Here is a 22,077-nt window from a genome sequence, read left to right on the forward strand (position 1 = left end):
CGAGGGGCCCGAACCTCACTGCGGTCAGCTCTTCTCCGAACCACCTCCGGACTCGGCGCCTGCCTTGTCCTTGGTGGCGTCATCCGACTTCGCGGTGTCTGCCGAAGCCTTCTTGGTGGCCTTCTTCTTCGACACCTTGGTGTGGGTGACACTCTTGGTGCTGTCGGTGACCTTCTTGTCGCCGTTCGACGCGGTCTCGCCCCCAACCGAGGCGTTGTCGGTGTCGGTGCCCGACTTCTCGGTACCGGACGTGTCGGTGTTGGCGCCGCTCTTGTCGGTCTCCGGCTGCGACTTCACTGGTTGGGCACCGGTCTTGTCGACCGTGGAGCCTGAACTCTGTGTGGCAGCAACCGTTGTGCCGCTGCCCGACGACTGCGAGTCGTTGTCGCTCTTCGCCGTCGAAACCTGGACCGGCGTCTTCAGTTGCTTGGCATCGACCGCCGTGTTGTCGACCTTCACAGAGAGCAGCCGAGATTCGGCCGCCGGCACCGTCTCCGGACCTGCGACCTTCGCGGTGGCGGTCGCCGCGGCGAATGGCACCGCACTACCGACACCCGTGATGACGTTCACGAGGAAATCGGCTACCGCGGTGCTGACGAACGCCCCGGCGTCGGCCGCCGCGGTGATCAGGTCCGAGAACGTCTGCGCTCCCGATGCGGTGAGGCCGGCGAGCCCTTGTGCCACAAAGGAAATGGCGCCTGCCGTCTGGTTGATTCCGAAGTCGACCAGGTCGCGGGTTTGGGTCACTGCGAACGACGCCAGATCGGCCAGTTGACTGGTGGCGAAGGTGCCAACGGTGGCAATTCCCGCCGCCAGGTCGGCGGTGGTGGCGGCACCGGCGGCGACCAGATCGGCGAACGCGTCCGCACCGAAGTTGAGTGCGCCCGCCGTCTGGGTGATGCCGAAGTTGACCAACCCGGTCAGCCCCGCCACGAGTGGTGTCAGCGCACCCGCGATCGGTGCAGGCAGCACGGAATCGATCGCGAAGGTGACCAGCTCACCTATCGAGGTGTTCACGAAGACCCCGGCGTCTGCCGCGGCCGTCACCAGTCCTGAGAAAGCTTGCGCGCCAAAGGCTGCCAGGCCGGCGACGCCCTCTGCCCCGAAGGCAACAGCGGCCGCTGTCTGCGCGAGCAGGAAGTTGACTGCGGTCTCGGTCTGGCTCACCCCGAACACAATGAGCTCGGCGAGCGAGTCGCTGAAGAAGACCCCGGCTTGTGCGGCGGCGGCAGTCAAGGAGCTGACTCCGTCGGCGCCGAACGCGATCAGATCGGCGAACTGGTCCGCCCCGAAGGTTGCGCCATCGGCCACCTGGATCAGGCCGAAGTTGACCAGCTGCGAGGTCTGCGTGACCAGGAACGCCAGCGCCTCGGCCGCGTCGGAGGCGAGCCCCAGAAGTTGCGTATCGGCGGTGATCGACGGTGGCGACGGCACGTGGAGGTCGGGCACGGGCGGCGCGATCGGGCTTGCCACAAGTGCACTAGCTCCGACTACGGCTATCCCGGCGGCGAGGTGTTGGCGAACTGTCAGTTCCATTTGAGCCCCCTTTGCCTGGGTGGTTGGATAGCAAACAATTTACGCCGGAGGAACGCGAAATGCATACAAATTTCAGCAATTCACCGGCCATGTATTCGACCGGTCATTGGTGGCTTATTAGCTGATATCGACCGATCTTGTGCAAATACTTTCAGGGCGCCCGAATTCCTCGGCCGAACCGACTTTGCTCATGAATTGCGATCGTCATTCCATAGCTGTTTTCAGCAATTTGCTGATGTCGTCTGACGATTCGTAAGACACAGCAAAGACATATGCCAGTGTCGGTGTGTTCCTTTGCCCTTTCTGCGGTATCCGGCACGTTTGCGATAGCCCACTACCAGCTGGATCATCTGGTTTCACCTGGTGGCGCCGCGATGGCCCGTGCCGGCTGGTTTGTTTGCCAAGTGTCGGTTGCGTCTTGTGACGGCCTGCGCTGCGAGACACGCTCGGTGTTGGCAGCGGCCTGGAGGTCGTGGCACTTGCCTCGCTTGCAGGCAGCCGAAACTATTCTGTCCGGAGTGGCAACATCCCCCGTTGGAGAGCTGTGAGGACCGGCGCATCAGCAACACTTTACCGGCGCGTCTAACGCCGCGACTTGCAGAAAAAGACACGGCTATCCGCAAAGCGAAACAATCTGCAAAGTTACTTAGCGCAGCAACTATTTATAACCAGTATTGAGAACCCCGTCTGGACGGGTTGTTGCGGGTGATCGGTCGCATGGTGAAATCGCCTGATCCGGCTCGCGGCCAGCCATCGCCCTTATGGTCGCCAACGGCGATGGGAACAAGAAGATCTGGGCCACCGAGTATGGCCAGCCGGCGGAGATCGTCTCGGAGGCGAATCAGGCCGAGACTGCCGGCAGGACCGGACGGCCAAGCCCGCGGTCCGTGTGCTCGAGACCGTGATCGAGCAGAACAAGCAAACGACATCGCTTAGCGGAATTTGCTTGCAGACGCAAATGCCAATAGGAAATTTCGCCAAAGTCAATTACTCCCATCTGCAAAGGCCTAGTCTGAAGCTGGCTCCGAGCGACTGGGGGCGCGGCTAGTCCGGGTGTTCGCTCGACCGCCCGGATTTCTTCGTGATAGCTCAGCGAAGAAGGTGGGGGAAATGGGCTACAGCAGGTATGTCGGGCGCATCGGCGCCCTGGCCGTAGCGCTCGGAGTTGGAATCGCGATCGGGGCACCTGGCGCAATCGCCTCCGCGGCGCCTGACGAATCCACCACCGCCGGCCCGGCGGTGGACAACGACACGGAGAACAAACAAGCCGGCGAGCCCGCGACAGACGGCGAACCCAAGACCGAGACACCGGATGCCAACGGTGTCGAACCTACGGAGCCGAAGGAGCCGGCGACGTCGGGCGGTGAGCACAAGTCGCCGTCGTCGTCCACCGTGGAGGTGGCGTCGGGTGTGACGGTGTCCAGCTCCGGCGGCGCGCACACCTCCGGTGCGGGCGTGGGTAAGCGGACGACCAAACCGAAGAGTGCCACGAAAACGCCCGACACGAAGAAGACCGCCGCCGCTGCCGCGCGGGTGATGGCGCAGACGAACGCATCACAGACGGCGCAGGCCCAGGCGCAGCCGACCGACGAGCCAGCCGAAACGGTCACGATTTCGGCTGCCGCCGAGTCCGCAGTGCCGACGACACTCTCAACACCACAACCGGTATCCGCCAAGGTCGCGTCCTCCCCTGTCGCCGCGGTGCTGAGCAGGGTGGTGTCACCGATCCTGTCGTCGATACTCGGTGCGCTTCCGCGCATCCCCTCCGAATCGCCCCTGGCGTGGGTGTTCGCCGCCGCGGCGCGTCGACAGATCGGGGCGACACAACCGGAGACCATGCAGTTGGCGGCACTCGCGACAACCACCGCACTTGTCGAGAACCAGTCCCCGACAGTCGATGTCGTCTTCGGCACACCGGTCTCGACCTCGGGCGCGATCTCCGGCCAAGTCATCGGGACCGATCCCGAGGGGCAGCCGGTCACCTACGCGCTGACCGCTCCGCCGACCGCGGGCACGCTGGTATTCGACAGCACCACCGCCAAATTCACGTACACGCCGACAACGTCACAGCGGATCAACGCGGGCGTCGCCTCCGCCACGGTGACCGTCCCCATCACCGTCACGGTGTCGGACGGCACGAACAGCGTGCCGGCCGTGGTGAACATTCCAGTGGCCCCCCTGCCGATCGCGAAGCAGACCGAGATCGGCGCGGTCAACGACGCCACCGCGGTGGTCGCAACCGCCACCCGCGCCTATGTCACCAACCGGACCGCCGGCACGGTGACGGTGATCGACACCACCAAGAACACCGTGATCGGCACCATCGCCGTCGGGCCGACGCCCGACGGGTTGGCGATCAAACCCGACGGCACGAGACTTTATGTCTCCAGCCTCGACAACAACACCGTCACGGTCGTCGACACCAAGACCGCTGCGGTGGTCATGACCATCGCGATCGCCAAACCCAGTGCGATGGCGATCAATTCGAGCGGCAGCGTGCTGTATGTCACCAGCCGCGACGCCGGCACGGTGACCAAGATAACCACCGCCACCAACGCCGTCAGCGGAACCGTCACACTGCCCGCGGGCTCACTGCCCACCGGCATCACCGTCAGCCCCGACAAGACCAAGCTCTACGTGATCAGCAACAAGACCACCGGCGGCGGCACCGTTGCGGTGTTCGGCTACACCTCCAGCACCGTCACCACCATCGCCAATCTGCCAAGCATCCCAACGGGTTTGGCGGTGAGTCCGGACAACAAGCGGCTGTACGTCAGCTCTGCGGACGGCAAGGTCACCGTCTACGACACCGCGACGCGTGCCGTCGTCGCCACCCGTACCGTCGCTGGGGTGCCATCGTCGGTGAGCATCAGCAACGACGGCACCACGCTATTCGTCACCGACACGGTTGGCCGCGTGGTTGCTCTCGACGCCGCCACCGGAGCGCCGTTGACCACGGTCGCCACCAGAATCTCGACGACGGCCATGTCCGTCGCGCCTCGGTCGGCGGTGAGTCCGGACGGCACAAAGCTGTTCGTCACCGACTACGACGCCGACAAGGTCTACGTCGTCGGCATGGTCACCCCTAACACCGCGCCGACGGTCGGTGCCCCGATCCTCAACGCCCCCAGCGTCACGACCGGCACGCTCACCGGGAAAGTGGTGGTGAACGATCCGGACGGTGACCCGCTCACCTACACCGTGGTCACGAAGCCGACCAAGGGCACGCTCACGCTCAAGGCGGACGGCACGTTCACCTATACCCCGACCGCAACCGCCCGGCACACCGCCGCACTCGACAACCCCCCGTCCGGTGCGCTCACCGATTCGTTCACGGTGTCGGTGTCCGACGGCCGAGGCGGCGTCGTCACGCCGACCACCACCGTAAACATTCTGCCTGCCAACAAGGTGCCGACGTACACGTTGACGGTCGGAACGCCAAGCGCCATATCCGCAGTCGTCACCGGCAAGGTCACCGCATCCGACGGGGACTTCGACGTACGAACCTTCACGGTGAGCGATCCCGCCAAGGGCACCGTCGTGCTCAAGTCGACCACTTCGGCCACCACGTTCACCTACACCCCCACCGCGGAGGCGCGGCACGCCGCCGCGAAGGTGGGCGCAACGGCTGCCGACAAGGTCGACACGTTCACCGTGACGATCAACGACGGCCACGGCGGCGTCGTACCGGTGTCGGTGACCGTCACCGTGAGTCCGACGAATTACGCGCCGACGGGCGCCACCGTCGGTGGCCTGTTCACCGATCTCAACAGTGGCCGGGTCACGGGCACCGTCACCGCCGTCGACGTGAACAACGATCCGTTGTCGTTCAGTTCGACCACTCCGGCCAAGGGAGCGTTGGTGTTCGGGCCGAATGGAGCGTTCACCTACACGCCGACCGACGCTGCCCGTCAAGCCGCGTCGGCGCTCAATGCCACCACCGCCACCAAGACCGACGTGGTCACCATCACGGTGGCGGACGGATACGGCGGCACCGCAACCGTCAAGGTCAACCTTCCCGTTGCTCCGTACGGCCATGTCAATTCGGCGCCCACCAACGGCCGGGCGTCGGTCGGAGACCCCAATGTCGCCATCGGAAAGGTGACGGGGACCCTTCTCGCCGACGACGAGGAACGCGACGTCTTGACCTATTCGCTGGCAACCGGCCCCAGCAAGGGTGTGGTGAACATCGATCCGAGCGGCACGTTCACGTACATACCGAACGTCGAAGCCAGGTGGGGCACGAAGACCACTGCCGAAGTCGACATGGATCGGTTCACAGTCGTCGCCAGCGATGGCTACGGGGGGACGACGACGTTCGATGTCAGCGTCACGATCGCGCCGCCCTCGACCTCGGCTTCCGCCATCGATCAGCGAGCCACCACAGTCGGGATGAACGTTCAAGAGATGTACGGGTTTACGCAACCCCAGATCGATCGGGCGCTCGATCTACTCAAGGCCGACGGAGTCGACACGATCCGGATCATGATTCCCTGGGTTGGCGTAGAGCCGTCGAACGATACCTGGAATTGGTCAGCCGTCGACCGAATGGTCAACTCCGCCAACGCCCGCGACATGACGGTGATCGGCATTTTGAACTCGCCGCCCGACTGGGCGATGGTGCCCGGGTCGCCGTCGCTCGGCGGACCGCCTGCCGATATGGCGGAGTTCGCGGAGTACGCCGGCATGGCCGCCGCACGTTACGCCGGCAAGGTGTCGGCTTACGAAGTCTGGAACGAGCCGAACTACTACCGGTTCTGGGAACCGACACCTGACCCGGCCGCATACACCGCGCTTCTGAAGGCCGGATACACCGCGATCAAGGCTGCGGACCCGAATGCCGTTGTGGTGGGCGGTGTCATCGCCGCCGCGCCCGACTCCGGCACGCAGGCGATCGATTCCGTACGGTTCGTGACCGAGATGTACGAGGCGGGCGCCGCAGGCTATTTCGACGCGCTGTCGTTCCATCCGTATTCCATGGTGCTGTTCTCAGAAGGCGGGTCGGTGGCCGGCTCACCCCTGATGATGGCCAACCAGATCCACGACGTGATGGCCGCCTACGGTGACGGCAACAAGAAGATCTGGGCCACCGAGTACGGCATGCCGTCCTACTTGGTCACCGAGGCCGGACAGGCCAACTACATCGACGACTTCCTGACCACCTGGCGTGACCTCGACTACGCCGGACCGGCGTACATCCACACCCTGCGCGACTTCGCCACGTTCGATCTCGCCCAGGGAACGATGGGCGTCTACAAACAGGATTGGACCCCGAAGCTCGCGGTGACCGTGATCGAAGCCGTGATCGACGAGAACGAAGCCTTCCTCGCCGGCGGCGGAGGTGTCGAACTCTAGGCGGGGCTCTGCGGCAGCGGTACGGTGCGGTCGAAGGGTACCGAACGTATCAGCGGCGTCGTCACGGCGTGGCAAGCTGCGGTCATGCCCACACCGATGCCGCCGATCGTGACGCGTTCCGAATGGCAGCGGGCGCGCGCGGAGTTGCTCGTCCGCGAGAAGGAACTGACCAAGATGAAGGATGCGGTCAGCGCCGCGCGCAGACGTCTGCCGATGGTCGAGATCACCGAGCTCTACATATTTGACACCGAGCAGGGATCGGCGACGCTGTTGGATCTGTTCGACGGGCGCAGGCAGTTGATCGTCCAGCATTACATGTTCGGCCCGGATTGGGAGCAGGGCTGCGACGGCTGTTCGATGATGGCGGATCACATCGGTCCGCTGTCCCACCTGTATGCGAAAGACACCTCGTTCTACCTGGTTTCGCGAGCCGAGCTGGCCAAGCTGCTGGCTTTCCGCGAGCGCATGGGCTGGAAACTGCCATGGGCGTCGTCGGCCGCCTCGAGCTTCAACGACGACTTCGGTGTCACCGTCGACGGCGAGGAGATCCACTCGATCAGCGTGTTCCTGCGCGACGGCGAACGGGTGTTTCACACCTGGCAGACGTTCAACCGGGGCGAGGAGCCCTTCATGGTGGTGTTCGACCTGCTGGATCTCACCCGTACGGGCGGCAGGAGACGTGGGAGGACTCGCCGGACGGCTGGCCGCAGCAGCCGCCGTACGAATGGATGCGGCTGGCCGACGCCTACTGAGGCAGTCGCGGCCCCACCCTTTGTCGTCCGAACGTAGGGAAATACCCGATTCCTCCGGATCCGCTATGAGCCAAGCTAGAGGCGTGGGACCGGGCCCCGCTCGGGGGAGGCGGGCCTGGTTTCACAATCACCGTGCACCTCACAGCGAAGCAACCACCGGGGTGTCGGCACGCAGGCGTTCGGCGTCCCGACCGGGGGGTGCGCCGAATAGCCGCCGGTATTCGCGGGTGAATTGCGAAGGGCTGTCGTAGCCGACCAGATGCCCGGCGCCCGCGATGTCGTGAGGGCGCGTGAGAAGAATCGATCGGGCCTGCTGCAACCGGATCCGCTTCTGAAACTGCAACGGGCTCATCGCCGTAACCGCGCGAAAGTGCCGATGGAACGACGATGCACTCAACCCGCACAGCCGCGCCAGGTCGTCGACGCGCATCGGCTCGGCGTAATTGTCGCGGATCCAGGCGATCGCGCGGCTGACGTGTGTCAGCTCACTGTCGGCAAGTCCGATCTGACGCATGGTGTCGCCCAGCGGGCCCGCGAGTAGCCGCCACAGGATCTCCTGTGTGGTCAGCGGTCCGAGTACCGGCGCGTCATCGGGGTGGTCGAGCAGGCGCAGCATCCGGACGGCGGCATCGAGCAGTTCGGGCGAGGCGACGTGGGTCGCGATCGCCGGTTTGCCCGGCGCACCCCGCGGCCACCGTCCCGCCGGGGCCTTCAACAGTAGTTCGGCGATCGCCGCCGGCTTGAGCACCAATCCCATGCCGAGCACGCGTCCGGTCCCGTCGGTGTCGAGCCAATGGCCGGTGACCGGGAGATTGGCGGTGATGACCAGGCAGTCTCCTCGCCGGTATTCGATCACCTGGTCGCCGAGCAGAAGTCGCTTGCCGCCCTCGGCCATGATCACCAGCAGCGGATGGGTCACCGAGTACTCCGGGATGGCGGGCGTGGCGGACACGTTCGACAGCAGCAGTCCGTCGACGGACGTCGACAGGTCCGGCCGCGCGTGGGCCGCGATGCGGGCGCGGATCTCGTCGAGAAGGTCGGAAGCGGGGCGCACATCGCAAGACAACCACGAGGCCAGCCTGATCCGGGTGGTATCGATAGGATTGTGCAAGAGAAAGACTTGATCAATCTACCGCTGTACTGGCAGTTCGGGTTTTGATGGGCGTAGCAATCCAACTGACAGGAGCAGGTTCATGCCACTCGATCACTATCTCACCCTCGGCCGGTCCGGGCTGCGGGTCAGCCCGTTCGCGCTCGGCGCGATGACCTTCGGCAAGGACCCGGGCGCTGCGGGCAGCAGCGTCGAGGAGTCCGAAAAAATCCTCGAGACCTATTTCGACCTCGGCGGCAACTTCGTCGACACCGCCAACCTCTACACCAACGGGCACTCGGAGAGGATTCTCGGCGACTGGTTCGCCGCACACCCCGGCAGGCGCGAGCGCGTCGTCGTCGCGTCGAAGTTCTTCTGCAACATGTTCCCAGGCGATCCGAACGGCGGGGGTGCGGGACGAGGGGCGATCACCGCGCAACTGCACGACACCCTGCGCCGGTTGCAGACCGATTACCTCGACCTGTACTGGCTGCACAACTGGGATCGCAACACCCCGATCGAGGAAACCATGCGCACGCTCGACGACCTGGTGCGAGCGGGCAAGATCCGCTACATCGGGTTCTCCAACGTCCCAGCGTGGGTGACCGCGCAAGCCCAGGACGCCGCGCTGTTTCGCGGATGGACCCCGCTGATCGCACTGCAGGTAGAATACTCGCTGCTGGCCAGGACCGTCGAAGGCGAAATCGCGCCGCTGGCGCAGCAACAGGGCATGGCGCTCACCCCGTACAGCCCGCTGAAAGGCGGGTTCCTTTCCGGGAAGTACCGGCGCGGCGGTGACGTCGTCGACTCGGAGCGGGCCGCGTACGTCGGCGGTCCCAGCGACGCCGAGTTCGACGTCATCGAAACGGTCGCCCGTATCGCGGCTGAACTCGAAACAACGCCCGCCGCAGTCTCTTTGGCGTGGCTGCTGAATCGGCCGCAGACGGTCGTACCCATCGTCGGGGCGCGTCGGGTGGACCACCTGGACTCGAACCTGGCCGGACTCGACGTGCAACTGAGCGCGGACCACCTCCGGGTCCTCGACGAGGTGTCGGCACCGGCGCTCGGCTATCCGGCGCCACTGAACGGGCAGATGCGCAGGATGCTGCAATTCGCAGGGACCACCGTCGACGGCGAGACCTCGACCGTATATCCGCCGCTGCTCGCCAGCGACATGCGCTACTGACAGGGAGGCCTCCGTGCGGCGGGATGGGCTACCGCACGGAGGCCTCCAATTGGCCCGATCAGAGCAGACCGAGCAGCTTCAGATCGGTGATGTACTTGACAATCACCGGAGCGGACAGATGGGGGATGTCCTTGTCGGGCCCGATCTTGTTGTCCTGCACCGCCTTCCGGAAGTGGTCGGCAGGCGCCAGGGAGCCGTTGATCGGCGGTTCCGGCTTCTGGTAGGCGTGCAACAACGGTAGGAGCGACGCTTGGCGTTGCTTGTCGGGCAGCGCCCGCAATGCCGTCTCGAACCGCGCCAGCCACTCGGCGTAGTCCGGAACACTGGTGATCTGGTAGCCCGCATCGACCAGCCAGTCGACGAACGTGTCCCTGCTGATGTCGTCGTCGTAGGGGTTCATCACGTGGTAGGTCTCGAAACCGGAGACCACGTTGACACCGAGGGTCGAGATGGCCTCAGCGATGAACTCCACTGGCAGACCGTCGAAATGCGCGCGCTGCCGGCCGCCGTCGGCGTCCAGTTCGTAGAACGAATACGGCGCGATGCCGGTGGCGACGAGAGACAACATCATCCGGGTGAACATGTCCGGCAGGTTGAGCTGACCCGCATACGTCGTATCGGCCATGATCATGTCGCAGCGGAACACCGAGACGGGCAGGCCGGCCAGGTCGTGTGCCTCACGCAGCAGTACCTCACCGCCCCACTTGCTGTTGCCATAGCCGTTGGCGTACCGGTCGCTGATCTCGCGGGTGGCACTCATCTCCCGGACGTCGGCCTGCTCGACGAACTTGCCCGGTTCGATGCCGTCGCCGACGCCGATCGTCGAAACGTACACGTAGGGCTTGATCCGTGTCGTCAACGCGATGCGGATCAATTCGGCGGTGCCGACCACGTTGGGTCCGAACAACTCGCTGTACGGCAACACATGGTTGACCAGTGCGGCCGGGTCGACGATGAGGTCGACGGTGTCCGCCAACCGCTGCCAGGTGGCGTCGTCGAGCCCGAGATTCGCCTCACCCTTGTCGCCGGCGATCACCTCGAGATGATCGGCCGCAAGGTTGCGATAGTGCTCCAGCAGCAGCGCGTCGCCGCTGTCGAACGTCGCGTCCAGACGCTGGCGCGCCGCCTCGTCGTCCTTCGCGCGGACCAGGCAGATGACCTTGCCATCCACCAGATCCATCCGCTCCAGCCACTGCAGCGCAAGATAGCGGCCGAGGAAACCCGTTGCGCCGGTGAGCAGTACGGTGCGAATCTCACCGCTGGCAGGAGCCAGTGACGGTGCCGCCGCCAGCGTCGCGTCATCGAGGAACTTGTCCAACGTCAGATCGCGAGCATGCACCTCGGTCGCGTCGCGCCCGTGCACGGCGTCGTAGCTGGGCCGCTTGGCCGCGCCGGCCCGCTGCGAGTCGATGTACGCGGCGATCGACGCGAGGTCGCTGGCCGGGCTGACGATCACGCCCACCGGCACATCCACCACGAAGATCTCGCGCAGCAGATTCCCGAACGTCAACGCCGACAGCGAATCCCCACCCAGCTCGGTGAACGCCGCATCGGGCGACACGTCGGCCGAAGCCGCACCGAGCAGGGCGCCGGCGGCGCGGCTGACCGTCTCCACCGTCGGGTGATTCGCCCCGTCCTTGCGCAGTGCCCGCAGCACCTCCGCCTGGCCGTCGGCCAGATCGCTGTAGAGCTGCTCCAGCGCGGGGCCGTAGTGCTCCTTGAGCTGGGGACGGGCCAGCTTGCGGATCCCGGTCAACAGACCGTTCTCCAGCGTGAAAGGTGTTGTCTCGACGATGAAATCGCGCGGTATCTCATACGACTGCAGACCGACCTCCCTCGCGATGCTCTGGAGTGCCTCGGCCAACAGCGGCTTGACGGCGGTGACGTCTCCGCCGACACTCTCCAGCGCGTCGTCGGTCGGGACGATCACGGCGAGCAGATATGAGCGGGCGCTGTTGCCGTACACGAAGATCTGGCGCACCGACGGGTGGCCGCCGTAGGCAGCCTCCAGTTTGGAGACGGTGACGAACTCACCCTGCGAGAGCTTCAGAACGTTGTTGCGGCGGTCCACGTAGACCAGCTCATCGGGTCCGATCTCGGCCATCACGTCGCCGGTGTGGTACCAACCGTCGGCATCGAAGAGTTCGGCGGTGACCTCAGGCCGCTTGTAGTAGCCGGGGATCAGATTCGGTGTCTTGACCCACAGTTCACCACGGGGGTGTGGTTGGTCGGTGCCGAAGTACCCGAGATCGGGGACGTCGACAAGCTTGTAGTCGGTCACGGGCGGACGCTTGATCTTGCCGTCCTTCAGGATGATGCCATCTTCGGTCGAGCCGTACACCTCGGTCAGCGGAATATCCAGGAAGTCTTCCACCCACGCATACAGTTCCGCCGAAATGGGCGCCGATCCGGTCATCGCCGTGAATTGCCGCCCGCCGATGAGCTTCTCGCGCTGCTCGGACATCACCTGACGCTCGACGGATTCGCGGTCGCCGTCGGTCCAGCGGTGGTCGACCTCGCTCTGCAACTCCTGGAACAGCATCTCCCAGATGCGGGGGACGAAGTCGAGGCGCGTCGGGCGGACGAGGGAAATGTCCTCCAGCAGCGTGGACAGGTCGCTGCGGGCAGCGAAGTATGCCGTTCCGCCCGCACCGAGCGTGGAATACAGGATGACCCGCCCCATGACATGGCTGATCGGCATGAACGTCAGGCTGATCGCGGGCAACTTGCCGTCCGGATCCCAGTCGGGGCGGTACCACCCGCGGAAGCAGTCGGCCATCAGGCGGTCGGTGTACATCGCGCCCTTCGGGGTGCCCGTCGAGCCTGAGGTGTAGATCAGCAGGCGCAGCGCCTCGCTGTCACCGCGGACGTTGGGTGCCTCGGCGTGCGCAGGGGCACTAGCGATCACGTCGTCGAGCGCCTCGACGGTGACCTGGTGCGAGGCAAGCCGAGTGGCGGCGTCGGTGACCGCCTCGCGGTGGTCGTCGACTTGCGGGTGATAGTCGAAGACCACCATGCGCTTCGGTGCATACGCCGTGAGTGCCAGTTCCACTGCGTCGCCGAGTTGGTCGACACTGGACAAGATCGCGACGGGTTCGGTCTCGATGAGGATCGGGTGCAGTTGCGCCACAGGGGCATTCGTCTGCAGAGGTACTGCGACGGCGCCCGTCAGCGACAACGCCATGTCCACCACGGCGTAGTCGGCGCTGGAGAAGCCGAGTGTCGCCACCCGGTCGCCGGGCCGGACGGGATTGTTCGCCAACGCCGTCGCCAGAGCGCGCACCCGCGACCAGGTCTCGCGATAGGTCAGGGTGTCGAACCGAGGCTGCAGTTCGGCGATTGTCCGTCCGGTCCCGTCGGTGACGAATTCGACGGCGCGCTGACCGAGTGCAGGCCGGTCTGCGTAGCCGTCGAGCACGGTGCGGATGACATCGGCCAGCAGCATGCCGGATGCGTCGAGGGCGGCGGCGACGGCCGGATCGGGTCGCGCCGCGACCAACTGCGGATCGGTCGACGTCAACTTCGCGAAACGACTCCGCAAGCGTGCTTCACGCTCATTTACTGAATCTGACATAGCAGGCTCCTTCAAAGACAAAAACCAACTTTTGGAACGATCGGTCCCTTACTGGGTACAGCCGCCGTGAGGTCGTGACGTATTCCTGTCAACTTGCTGTGTGCCCCGACGAAACACGCGTCGGAATCACTGACCGGATCCGAAAAGGCCTGGCGGACGCTATTTTTGGCGTCACACCCAGAGTGAACGGTGAGTTTCGTCACGGAAGGGAAGCTTCTCTATGGGCGGTGGAGTCCCTCTTCAAATCTGCGCTTGGCGCGACCGCGGTGTCATTGCCACTAGCCGGAGAACGGGTTACCTGCTAGCCGGTAGGAGTGCGTTTGGTAGGGATTCGTACAGCCGACTCACACGAATCTGTGAGCCAGGGGCGGCAGACGTCGATCGAGACGACCTAGCGAAAGGACCACAACAGTGGACACCGATACCGTGGACCGCCAATTCAGCGCGCTGCAACAACAAGCGCAGCAGACCGCCGCACTGATCGCGGCGCTTGCCGGAAAGCTTTCGACGGCCGCCGCAGCGGGCGACCCCAACGCCAGGGAGTGGGCGCTGGATCTCAAGGAGATCGCGCTGGCGATTCGCGACGAGCAGAGCTCGACAACTGAACTTCTGCAAGCGATTCACGCGCTGGTCGACAACCACGTAGCCGCCGTTCCGCCTGCGCCGCCCGTGTATGCCCAGCCGACGCAGTGCGGTGGCGCGCTGCAGCGCTTCCTCGGCGGGCGGTTCGGTCAGGCGATCGTGACCGGCGCAGGCATCGGTATCGGCGACGACCTCGTCAACTCGATCTTCGACCGGCTCTGAGCCTGCCCGCACGGACAGGCTCAGAGCGCGGACTACGCGCAGCGCAGCGGGTGAAGCAGATCGAACAACGGTCCGGCGCAAGGGCCGACCCATCCCGGCGGCGGCGCCCACCCAGGCGGGGGATACCAGCCGACGGGCGGTGTCCAGTCCGGCGGCGGGGCCCAGCCGACGGGCGGCACCCAACCCGGCGCCGGGTAGCCGTCGTTCCAGCCCGGGCCCCATTCCGGATGATGCCAGTCGCCAGGGTGGGGCCGCTCGTGTCCGTAGGGGCCCCAATCGGTGGCGAATCCGGTGGGCACGGCCGGTACCGCGGCCGACGCGAGTGGGGGAACGGCAAGTGCGACAGCGATTGAAGCTCCGGCCGCAGCTACCGCGAACGTCCGCAAAGATGGTCTTCGCAGCATGGTCAGACTCCTCTCATTACAAGCATTGCAACGAAATTCGACGCTATGCCGGATGCTTGAGAGTTTCTCCGGTGCACGCTTGAGGTGTGCTGTGACGTCGGTTCCGGACTGTATGTGACTCTCTGATGTCGATGGGAGTCCACTGCCAGAACAGCTCAACGGCAGATTCGAGTGGCATGTTGGAACGACGTGAGTATGTCCATGTTTCGAGTCGCAGCGGCCGCCGTCGGAGCAACGGCCCTCGCTGGGATGGTGATAGTTTCCGCGTTTTCCGACGGCACCAAGATGCAATCGGCCGCCGTGGTTCCCGAGCATTTCGGTGGGCCCGTCGACACCTCGGTCTACAACCCCGCCGCCACGTTGAGTATCCCGACGCTGTCCACCTCGGCGACGAGCGCACCGTCAGCGTTGAGTGCACCCAGTAGCTGAGCCCGGTGCGGCCGACAATGCCGCCTGGATCGCAAGCTTCGTCGCCGTCGCCGCCCGACCACTGGCGGTCGGAGGGCCGGGAGCCGTAGAACTGCAGGATGGTCGCGCCCGTCAGTTCCTCGAATCGGGTCGCCTGGCTGTAGGGCAGCGGCTCGCCGCCGGTGAAGACCACGCGCAGGCTGCTCAGGTCGGCGGCCCGTGAGGCCAAGCTGGCCACTATTATCGCCAATTGTATACTGATACAACACAATACGGTGGCCTGGTAACGGGTGATGGCGACGCAGGCCGCCGCCGGGTCGAACTTCTCGAGTCTGACCGTCGTGGCGCCCAGATAAATGGGGGTGGTGTGCGAAGTCCAGATTCCAAACCCAAAGGGCATCGGCAGCGCGGACAGAAACACGTCATCTGATGTGAGTTCGCCGTTGGCTACGGCCTTCTGGTGGACGTAGGGCCATCGATTCTGGTTGTGCACAACGCATTTCGGCAAACCAGGGGTCCCGTGCCGTCCGGCGGGGCAGTGATGTTGATGTCGAGGGAGACGACGCGCAATCGCGGGTCCGCGTCGTCGGCGGCCCGCTGCGCCGGCGCAAGGCGGTCGGTGTCGGCCACGACGACGCTCGGCCGGGTGGTGCGCAGGATCGCGGTCACCTCGCGGATACCGGCCCTGGCTCCGATGCCGATCGCGACGGCACCGCAGCGCTCGATCGCGACCAACAGGGCGTGGATTTCGGCGGTGTCCTTGTGCCAGAACACCACCCCGGTACCCGGTGCGACTCCCAGCGCGCACAACCGATGAGCGAGATTGGTGGCAGCGTGGTCGAAGTCGAGCCACGTCAGCACGCGGTCCTGCCCGTCGGGGATGCAGTCGATATAAGCCGGCTTGTCAGGCGTCGACCCGGCATTGTGCGTAACCCGCTTTGAGAGGGTGGTGTCCGTCCACCACCCGGCGGCCCGGTAGTGTGCCGCCTCGGCGGGGGTCACGGCGGCTGCATCGACGCCCACCCGCACGATCATATGGACGCATTCCCTTCATGCAGCGGTGTTACCGTTCGCGCGTGGGATTCCTCGACGACGCACGACGGCTTCGAGAGCTCAAAGAAGCGAATCCTGACCTAGCCGTACGCGACCTGCAGCACATGCTCGAGGCAGAAAAGCACGAGGCAGAAGCCACCAAGTTCGACGAGCAGTTCGCCGCGGCCGCGGTCGTGCCCTATATCGAGGTCGTGCCCGCCAAGCTCTACAAGAGAGACCTCAACGCGTTTGTGAAGACCTACATCGGCATCGTCGGACTGCTGCCCGAGGACATGTTCGGGGTCTATACGCAGCCGTACGGAGAGTCCGCGGGCCCGTTGAGCATCGTCTACCGAGACCGGCCCGAGTACTCAGAAGGCCGCCGCCGCTACCGCCGCGCCGTGCTCGGGGAATAACCCGCGAGCGCCGTCGACCTGGCAAATACGCGCGGATAGCCAAATTCAGCAAATTCCCAGAGACGATCTCGGTATAGCACCTCAAACCGCTAGACTAACCAGCGGTTTGCTGTCGATTCGCCGAGCTAAGCTACCCGCTGCCGCTCAGCATCAGACGTTTACTGGGCAATTAGGGGAGATATGCATTCGCGATACGGCAGGTATGTCGGACGGGTGGGCGCGCTTGCCGTCGCGCTGGGCATCGGATCGGCAATCGCCGCGCCGGCAGGGATCGCGTGGGCGACCGAAGACGAGTCGACCACCTCCTCGCCCACAGGCACCGAGACCGGCAGCGAACCCGCCGGCGCACCCACCGCGCCCGAGACCGCTGGCGGCACCACCGGAACTCCGGTCACGCCGCACGACCCGAAGACCACCGAACCCGTCGACCCGAAACCCGGATCGGCCACCTCCGAAGAGGTGGCGCCCGGTGTCACGGTCTCCCACTCCGGCGGCGCACATGCCGTCGACGACCGTGGCGCGCAACAGCCGAAGAAGAAAAAAGCGACCGTCAAACCGTCCACCCGTGTTGCCGAATCAACTACGGCCACAACCGAGCCGGCGCGCCGGACCCGCACCCGGAGCACAGTCACGAGTAACAGCGCACCGAAAGAAGAACCAGAGACCGATGCGCCACCCGCCGTGACGGTCGCCGCGCTGCGCCAACCGGCCGCCGAGATGTCGACAACCCTCACGGCGCCCGTCAAACCGGTCGTCGTCAACCCGGTCCAGGCGGCGATCGGCACGCTAATCGATGTGGTGGTGCGTCCGGTGCTGTCGGCGTTCCTCGGCGTGCTCCCCGGCGGGGCCACGGAATCGCCGTTGTCATGGGTGTTGTTGGGGGCGGCCCGGCGCCAGGTGGGGCAGACCGAGGATGTCACCGCCGAGGTCGCCGCTACGCAACTGGCGGCCACCCAGACCGCCGCCGCAGCGACGGCCAACCAACCGCCGACCGCGACGGTGACGTGGGGCAGGCCCGACGCGACGACCGGCAAGGTGCTGGGCCAACTGAGCACCAGCGATCCCGAAGGCAACGCAGTCACGGTCACCTTGAAGTCCGGTCCGAGCGCGGGCACCTTCGCCTACAACTCGACGACCAAGGTGATCACCTACACGCCCACCACAGCGCAGCGCTTCGTCGCCGCAACGACGGCCACTCCCGACGACACAATCGGGATGACGGTCAGCGTGTACGACGGGGTCAACCGGGTCGACGTGCCGATCAACATCCCGGTGAGCCCGTCGCCGTTCTACAAAGCCAATGACTTCATCAACGTCACCGACGCCAGCGCGGTGGCCGTCACGAACACCCGGGCGTACATCACCAACCGCAGCTCCGGCACCGTCACCGTGTACGACACGATCAAGAACACGGTGGTGGGCACGTATCAGGTGGGCGCGGCGCCCGACGGAATCGCGGTCAAGAAGGACGGCACCCGGCTGTACGTGTCGAGTTCGACCAACAACACCGTCACGGTCATCGACACCGCAACCGGAGCCACCAAAAAGACGATCACGATCGCCAATCCCACTGCCATCGCGATCAATCCGAGCGGCAGCACGGTGTACGTCGCCAGCGGCACCGGCGCGGCGATCAGCAAGATCAGCACGACCTACAACACGGTCTCCAGCAGTGTCGTGAAGCTCCCGACCGGTTACAAGCCCACCGAGTTGGCGGTGAGTGCCGACGGCACCAAGATCTATGTTGCGAGCGCCAAGCCGACCAGCGGCGGCAACATCTCGGTGTTCTCGTCCAGCGCGACCACGGTCACGTCGATCACTGATACCGCCGGTACTCCAACGGGTTTCGCACTGAGCGCCAGTTATCCGAGGCTGTTCGCCACCGACACGGCGGGCGGGATCACCGTCATCGACACGACGGCGCGCACCGCAGTGACGCGAAACCTCGGCGTTCCGTTGTCCGGCATTGTCATCACCAACGACAGCAGCGCGGTCATGGTCGTCAGCAACACCGGCCTGCTGGCGGCAGTGAGCAGCACTGACGGTTCGACGTTGGGCGTGACGACGGTTCGCGGTACGCCCACCCCGATGTCGGTGCAACCCGGCGTCGTGCTCAGCCCCGACGGCACCAAGATGTTCGTCACCGACTACGACACCGACAGCGTCCACGTCGTCTCGCTCGTGCCGCCGAACACGTCGCCGTTCTCCAGCGACCCGTCCTACAGCGTGTCCAACCCGTCGACGGGTGCGCTGACCGGAAAAGTGGGAGTCGTCGACTTCGATGGCGACCCGCTCACTTACGTGGTCAACACCAAGCCCACCAAGGGCACGTTGGTGCTCAAAGCCGACGGAACCTACACGTACACACCGACTTCCACCGCCCGCCACGCTGCGGCCGTGCCGGGCGCACCGGATTCCGTGACGACGGATTCGTTCACCATCACGGTTTCCGACGGCCGCAACGGGACGGTGACCACCAAGATCATCGTCGCGATCGATCCCGCCAACAAGGTTCCGGTCGTGACGACGACAATCGGCACGCCCAGTACCACGACGGGGGTGGTCAAGGGCAGCGTCACGGCCACCGACGGCAACAGTGACAAGCGGACCTACACGGTGACCGCAGGGCCGACGAAGGGCACGGTGACGATCACGTCCGCCGGGTCGTTCACCTACACACCGACGGCGGAGGCACGCGCGGCCGCGACAGCACCGGGCGCGCCGTACGAGGCTACAAAGGACACGTTCGTCGTCACGGTCGACGACAGCCATGGCGGCGTGGTGCCGGTCACGGTGAACGTCAGGATCGGCGCACCCAACGCCAAGCCCACCGGAGCGGCGGCGACGGTGACCAACACCAACCCGCGCAGCGGCGTCGTCACCGGTGTCGTCACCGCATCCGATGCCAACGGCGATCCGCTGACTTACACCGCGAGTACGACCACCAAAGGTTCGATCGTGTTCGGCCCCAACGGCTCGTTCACCTACACACCGACGGCGGCCGCACGCCTGGCGGCCTCGGCACCGGGGGCGACGTCGACGACGAAGACGGAGACCATCACCGTCACGGTGCGCGATGGATTCGGCGGCACCACAACGACGACGCTCAAAGTGACTATCGCGCCGAACCCGACGACCAACGGTGCGCCGACGAATGGACATGAGGCGCCGGGAACCACGACATCGACCGCGATCGGCACGGTGACCGGCACGGTGACCGCGGACGACCCGGACGGTGACAAGCTGACCTACAGCCTGGGTTCCGGTCCCGCGTTCGGCACGGTGAAGGTGACGGCCGACGGGAAGTTCACCTACACGCCCGACGTGGATGCCAGGTACCGGGCGCTGGTGACGGATGGTGTCGACACCGACAGCTTCGTGGTCAACATCAGCGACGGCTTCGGCGGAACCACCACGGCCACAGTGAATGTCGAGATTGCGCCGCCGTCGTCAGCGGCGGTCGACCAGCGTCCGACGACAATCGCCGTGAATGCTCAGCAGATGTACTTCTACTCGCAGACCGACACCGACAAGGCGATGGGGCTGCTGAAAGATGCTGGCATCGACACGATCAGGGTCCTGATGCCGTGGGCGGGAGTCGAACCGGCCGACGACACGTACAACTGGGCCGCGGTGGACCGCATGGTCAACAGCGCCAACGCCAAGGGCATCAAAGTGCTTGCCGTGCTGAACTCGACTCCCGACTGGGCTGCGGTGCCGGACCAACCGCCGCTGAGCGGGCACCCGGCCGACCTGACGGCGTTCGAGGACTTCGTCACCGCGGTGGCGACTCGGTACAAGGGCAAGGTTGCCGACTACGAGGTTTGGAACGAACCGAACTACAACCTGTTCTGGTCGCCGACACCGGACGCCAAGCAGTACACAGAACTCTTGAAAGTCGCCTATACGGCCATCAAGAGGGCTGACCCGAACGCCACGGTGATCGCGGCGTCGGTGGCCGCGGCAGCGGAAACGCCCGGGGGGCCGACGGTCAACCCGGTGACCTACCTGTCGCAGATGTATGCGGCGGGGGCCGCCGGCTACTTCGATGCGGTGTCGTTCCATCCATACCTGTACTCGCTGCCGTTCTCGGCGGGGGAGGGTCATGCGGGTGTGCCGATCACACAGGCGCAGCAGATGTATGCGGTGATGGTCGCCAATGGCGATGGGAACAAGAAGATCTGGGTGACCGAGTACGGTCAGCCGTCGTCGGAGGTGTCGGAGGCCAATCAGGCGGCGTTCGTCGGGGACTTCCTGCGTACGTGGCGCAACCTCGACTTCGCCGGGCCTGCGTTCATCCATACGCTGGCGGACTATCCGTCGAGTGATCCGATCCAGGGCTCGATGGGGTTGTTCCATCAGGACTGGTCGCCAAAGCCGGTGCTCACCATCGTGAAGCAGGTGATCGCGGAGAACAACGCAATCGAGGCGGCCGCGAACAACAACGTGCTTTAAGCGCCGAGGGATCAGCGTGTCGCCTCGCTTGCGCACGCCCGTCATCACCCTGTGAGGGGGTCAAGCGTTGGAAATCATTGGAACCCTTGTCCTCTGGGCATTGATGGGCGGCGTCGGGGCGCTAATTGCACAGTCCAAGAACCGAAGCACTCTCGAGGGATTCCTACTTGGTGGGCTGTGCCGCCCGCGCCCCCAGGTATGCGATCGACTATGTGCCCTCGCTGCAACGCGGTTCAGAACGTTTATCTGAACGCTGAGACGTTCGAGTGTTGGCAGTGCCATATCACGGTGCGCACTGGTGTGCCAGTGTCGCCTAGGCCCACACCGAACCCGACGCTGGTGTCAAAGGCCGCGCTGAGAGATGCCGACGAGACACGCGAGATCACATGTCCAGAATGCGGTGCGAGGTTAAGGGCGCGACCGGCGGCGAAGAGGATTCGCTGCGTCAAATGCGATTCAGTCAGTGATGTTCCACCCTTATAAGCCCCTAGGTAGTCGGGGTCATATTCGAGCAGTGGTGCAGTGGTCCTCTACTGAGGTCGCCGCGGCGTCGGTGCGCGGGTATTTGATGGCGCAGCACGGCACCGAGCGGTGACCGTCGTTGCGCCAGGTCCTCGCGGAAGGAACGTCGATGGCGTGCTTGAGGAGTATCGGCGCTATCGCCTGCGGCGGCATGCTGGCGTCGAGCGTCCTGGCGGTGCCGCCACCACGACAGAAGCGTCAACTGACCCGGCGCCGATGACGTCGACCGACAAGCGGGCCCATAGAGGCATCGCGAAGAAAGCTCACCGTTCCGCTGCTGACGACTCGTAACGGTGTTACGCGCTTCGATTCAACTGGCTAAAGACGCGGTAGCGGAGTCGCCGCACGACGGATATCAGATGGCCGTTGTTTGAAGCGTGCGGTGAACGCGCTGGAAAAGTACGCGCTGGACCGAAATGCCGGCGATAGTCATCGTCGCAAATAGCAACTGCTGCAACATGTTTCGCGCCGCGTCCAACCGTCGGCCGAGCACATATTGCCAGCGCGTCGAGGTTCGCCCGGGTCTCCGCGACGGTAGGGTCG

General features: G+C 64.9%; 12 protein-coding genes and 2 pseudogenes. 8 read left to right on the forward strand and 6 right to left on the reverse strand.

The genetic code is table 11. From position 1 onward, the window contains the following. Positions 1 to 24: 24 nt before the first annotated feature. Positions 25 to 1,536, reverse strand: a complete 1,512-nt coding sequence (locus A5724_RS00905; RefSeq protein WP_156752070.1) for a hypothetical protein — start codon at positions 1,534 to 1,536, stop codon at positions 25 to 27. Positions 1,537 to 2,646: 1,110 nt separating this feature from the next. On the opposite strand from A5724_RS00905, the gene A5724_RS00910 reads away from it, so the two are divergent. Next, a complete protein-coding gene (locus tag A5724_RS00910; RefSeq protein WP_067794725.1) occupies positions 2,647 to 6,891 on the forward strand; it encodes a VCBS domain-containing protein in 4,245 nt (1,414 codons plus the stop codon). A gap of 84 nt (positions 6,892 to 6,975) precedes the next feature. Then, positions 6,976 to 7,643 (forward strand): annotated as a pseudogene (locus tag A5724_RS00915) (DUF899 domain-containing protein). 139 nt (positions 7,644 to 7,782) lie between these two features. On the opposite strand, the gene A5724_RS00920 reads toward A5724_RS00915, so the two are convergent. Further along, positions 7,783 to 8,697 carry an AraC family transcriptional regulator gene (locus A5724_RS00920; RefSeq protein WP_067794830.1) on the reverse strand — a complete coding sequence of 305 codons (915 nt, stop codon included), beginning with the start codon at positions 8,695 to 8,697 and terminating at the stop codon, positions 7,783 to 7,785. Positions 8,698 to 8,836: 139 nt separating this feature from the next. Here A5724_RS00920 and A5724_RS00925 point away from each other — a divergent pair, with 139 nt between their 5' ends. Continuing rightward, the gene (locus A5724_RS00925) at positions 8,837 to 9,919 is read left to right on the forward strand and encodes an aldo/keto reductase (protein ID WP_067794728.1); all 1,083 of its coding nucleotides are present in this window, start codon (positions 8,837 to 8,839) and stop codon (positions 9,917 to 9,919) included. A 58-nt stretch (positions 9,920 to 9,977) separates the two neighbouring features. On the opposite strand, the gene car is transcribed toward A5724_RS00925, so the two are convergent. Continuing rightward, positions 9,978 to 13,493: a carboxylic acid reductase gene (gene car, locus A5724_RS00930; protein WP_067794731.1), complete on the reverse strand. Its 3,516-nt coding sequence runs from the start codon at positions 13,491 to 13,493 to the stop codon at positions 9,978 to 9,980. Positions 13,494 to 13,904: 411 nt separating this feature from the next. Here car and A5724_RS00935 point away from each other — a divergent pair, with 411 nt between their 5' ends. Continuing rightward, positions 13,905 to 14,297: a hypothetical protein gene (locus A5724_RS00935; RefSeq protein ID WP_067794734.1), complete on the forward strand. Its 393-nt coding sequence runs from the start codon at positions 13,905 to 13,907 to the stop codon at positions 14,295 to 14,297. Between the two features lie 32 nt (positions 14,298 to 14,329). Here A5724_RS00935 and A5724_RS32735 read toward each other — a convergent pair whose 3' ends face one another. Then, positions 14,330 to 14,596 (reverse strand): hypothetical protein, encoded by a 267-nt coding sequence (locus tag A5724_RS32735; RefSeq protein WP_082964787.1) that lies wholly within the window; start codon positions 14,594 to 14,596, stop codon positions 14,330 to 14,332. Between the two features lie 300 nt (positions 14,597 to 14,896). On the opposite strand from A5724_RS32735, the gene A5724_RS34335 reads away from it, so the two are divergent. Beyond that, positions 14,897 to 15,130, forward strand: coding sequence for a hypothetical protein (locus A5724_RS34335; RefSeq protein ID WP_232004653.1), 234 nt, complete (start codon positions 14,897 to 14,899; stop codon positions 15,128 to 15,130). Beyond that, a complete protein-coding gene (locus A5724_RS34340) occupies positions 15,114 to 15,332 on the forward strand; it encodes a hypothetical protein (protein WP_232004654.1) in 219 nt (72 codons plus the stop codon). The genes A5724_RS34335 and A5724_RS34340 overlap by 17 nt, the downstream gene beginning before the upstream one ends. Here the strand turns inward: A5724_RS34340 and A5724_RS34875 are convergent. Together A5724_RS34875 and A5724_RS34880 are read right to left on the reverse strand one after the other, a co-directional pair. Next, a pseudogene (locus A5724_RS34875) lies at positions 15,270 to 15,602 on the reverse strand (AMP-binding protein); the annotation flags it as partial. The gene A5724_RS34340 and the pseudogene A5724_RS34875 sit on opposite strands and share 63 nt — an antisense overlap. Beyond that, on the reverse strand, positions 15,557 to 16,132 hold the full coding sequence (locus A5724_RS34880; RefSeq protein WP_255397155.1) for an AMP-binding protein: 576 nt from the start codon (positions 16,130 to 16,132) through the stop codon (positions 15,557 to 15,559). The gene A5724_RS34880 and the pseudogene A5724_RS34875, both read right to left, overlap by 46 nt. A 53-nt stretch (positions 16,133 to 16,185) precedes the next feature. Here A5724_RS34880 and A5724_RS00950 point away from each other — a divergent pair, with 53 nt between their 5' ends. Together A5724_RS00950 and A5724_RS00955 are read left to right on the forward strand one after the other, a co-directional pair. Continuing rightward, a complete protein-coding gene (locus A5724_RS00950) occupies positions 16,186 to 16,557 on the forward strand; it encodes a hypothetical protein (RefSeq protein WP_067794743.1) in 372 nt (123 codons plus the stop codon). A 180-nt stretch (positions 16,558 to 16,737) separates the two neighbouring features. Then, the gene (locus A5724_RS00955; protein ID WP_156752071.1) at positions 16,738 to 21,012 is read left to right on the forward strand and encodes an Ig-like domain-containing protein; all 4,275 of its coding nucleotides are present in this window, start codon (positions 16,738 to 16,740) and stop codon (positions 21,010 to 21,012) included. The last annotated feature ends 1,065 nt before the right edge of the window (positions 21,013 to 22,077 follow it).

The sequence above is a fragment of the Mycobacterium sp. ACS1612 genome (assembly GCF_001667505.1).
In the GTDB taxonomy this organism is placed as follows: Bacteria; Actinomycetota; Actinomycetes; order Mycobacteriales; family Mycobacteriaceae; genus Mycobacterium.

What these genes read in the sequence shown, in the direction of transcription:
- A5724_RS00905 (WP_156752070.1), bottom strand. Translation starts at nt 1,536, where the DNA reads ATGGAACTGACAGTTCGCCAACACCTCGCCGCCGGGATAGCCGTAGTC.
- A5724_RS00910 (WP_067794725.1), top strand. Translation starts at nt 2,647, where the DNA reads ATGGGCTACAGCAGGTATGTCGGGCGCATCGGCGCCCTGGCCGTAGCG.
- A5724_RS00925 (WP_067794728.1), top strand. Translation starts at nt 8,837, where the DNA reads ATGCCACTCGATCACTATCTCACCCTCGGCCGGTCCGGGCTGCGGGTC.
- car (WP_067794731.1), bottom strand. Translation starts at nt 13,493, where the DNA reads ATGTCAGATTCAGTAAATGAGCGTGAAGCACGCTTGCGGAGTCGTTTC.
- A5724_RS34335 (WP_232004653.1), top strand. Translation starts at nt 14,897, where the DNA reads ATGTCCATGTTTCGAGTCGCAGCGGCCGCCGTCGGAGCAACGGCCCTC.
- A5724_RS00955 (WP_156752071.1), top strand. Translation starts at nt 16,738, where the DNA reads ATGCATTCGCGATACGGCAGGTATGTCGGACGGGTGGGCGCGCTTGCC.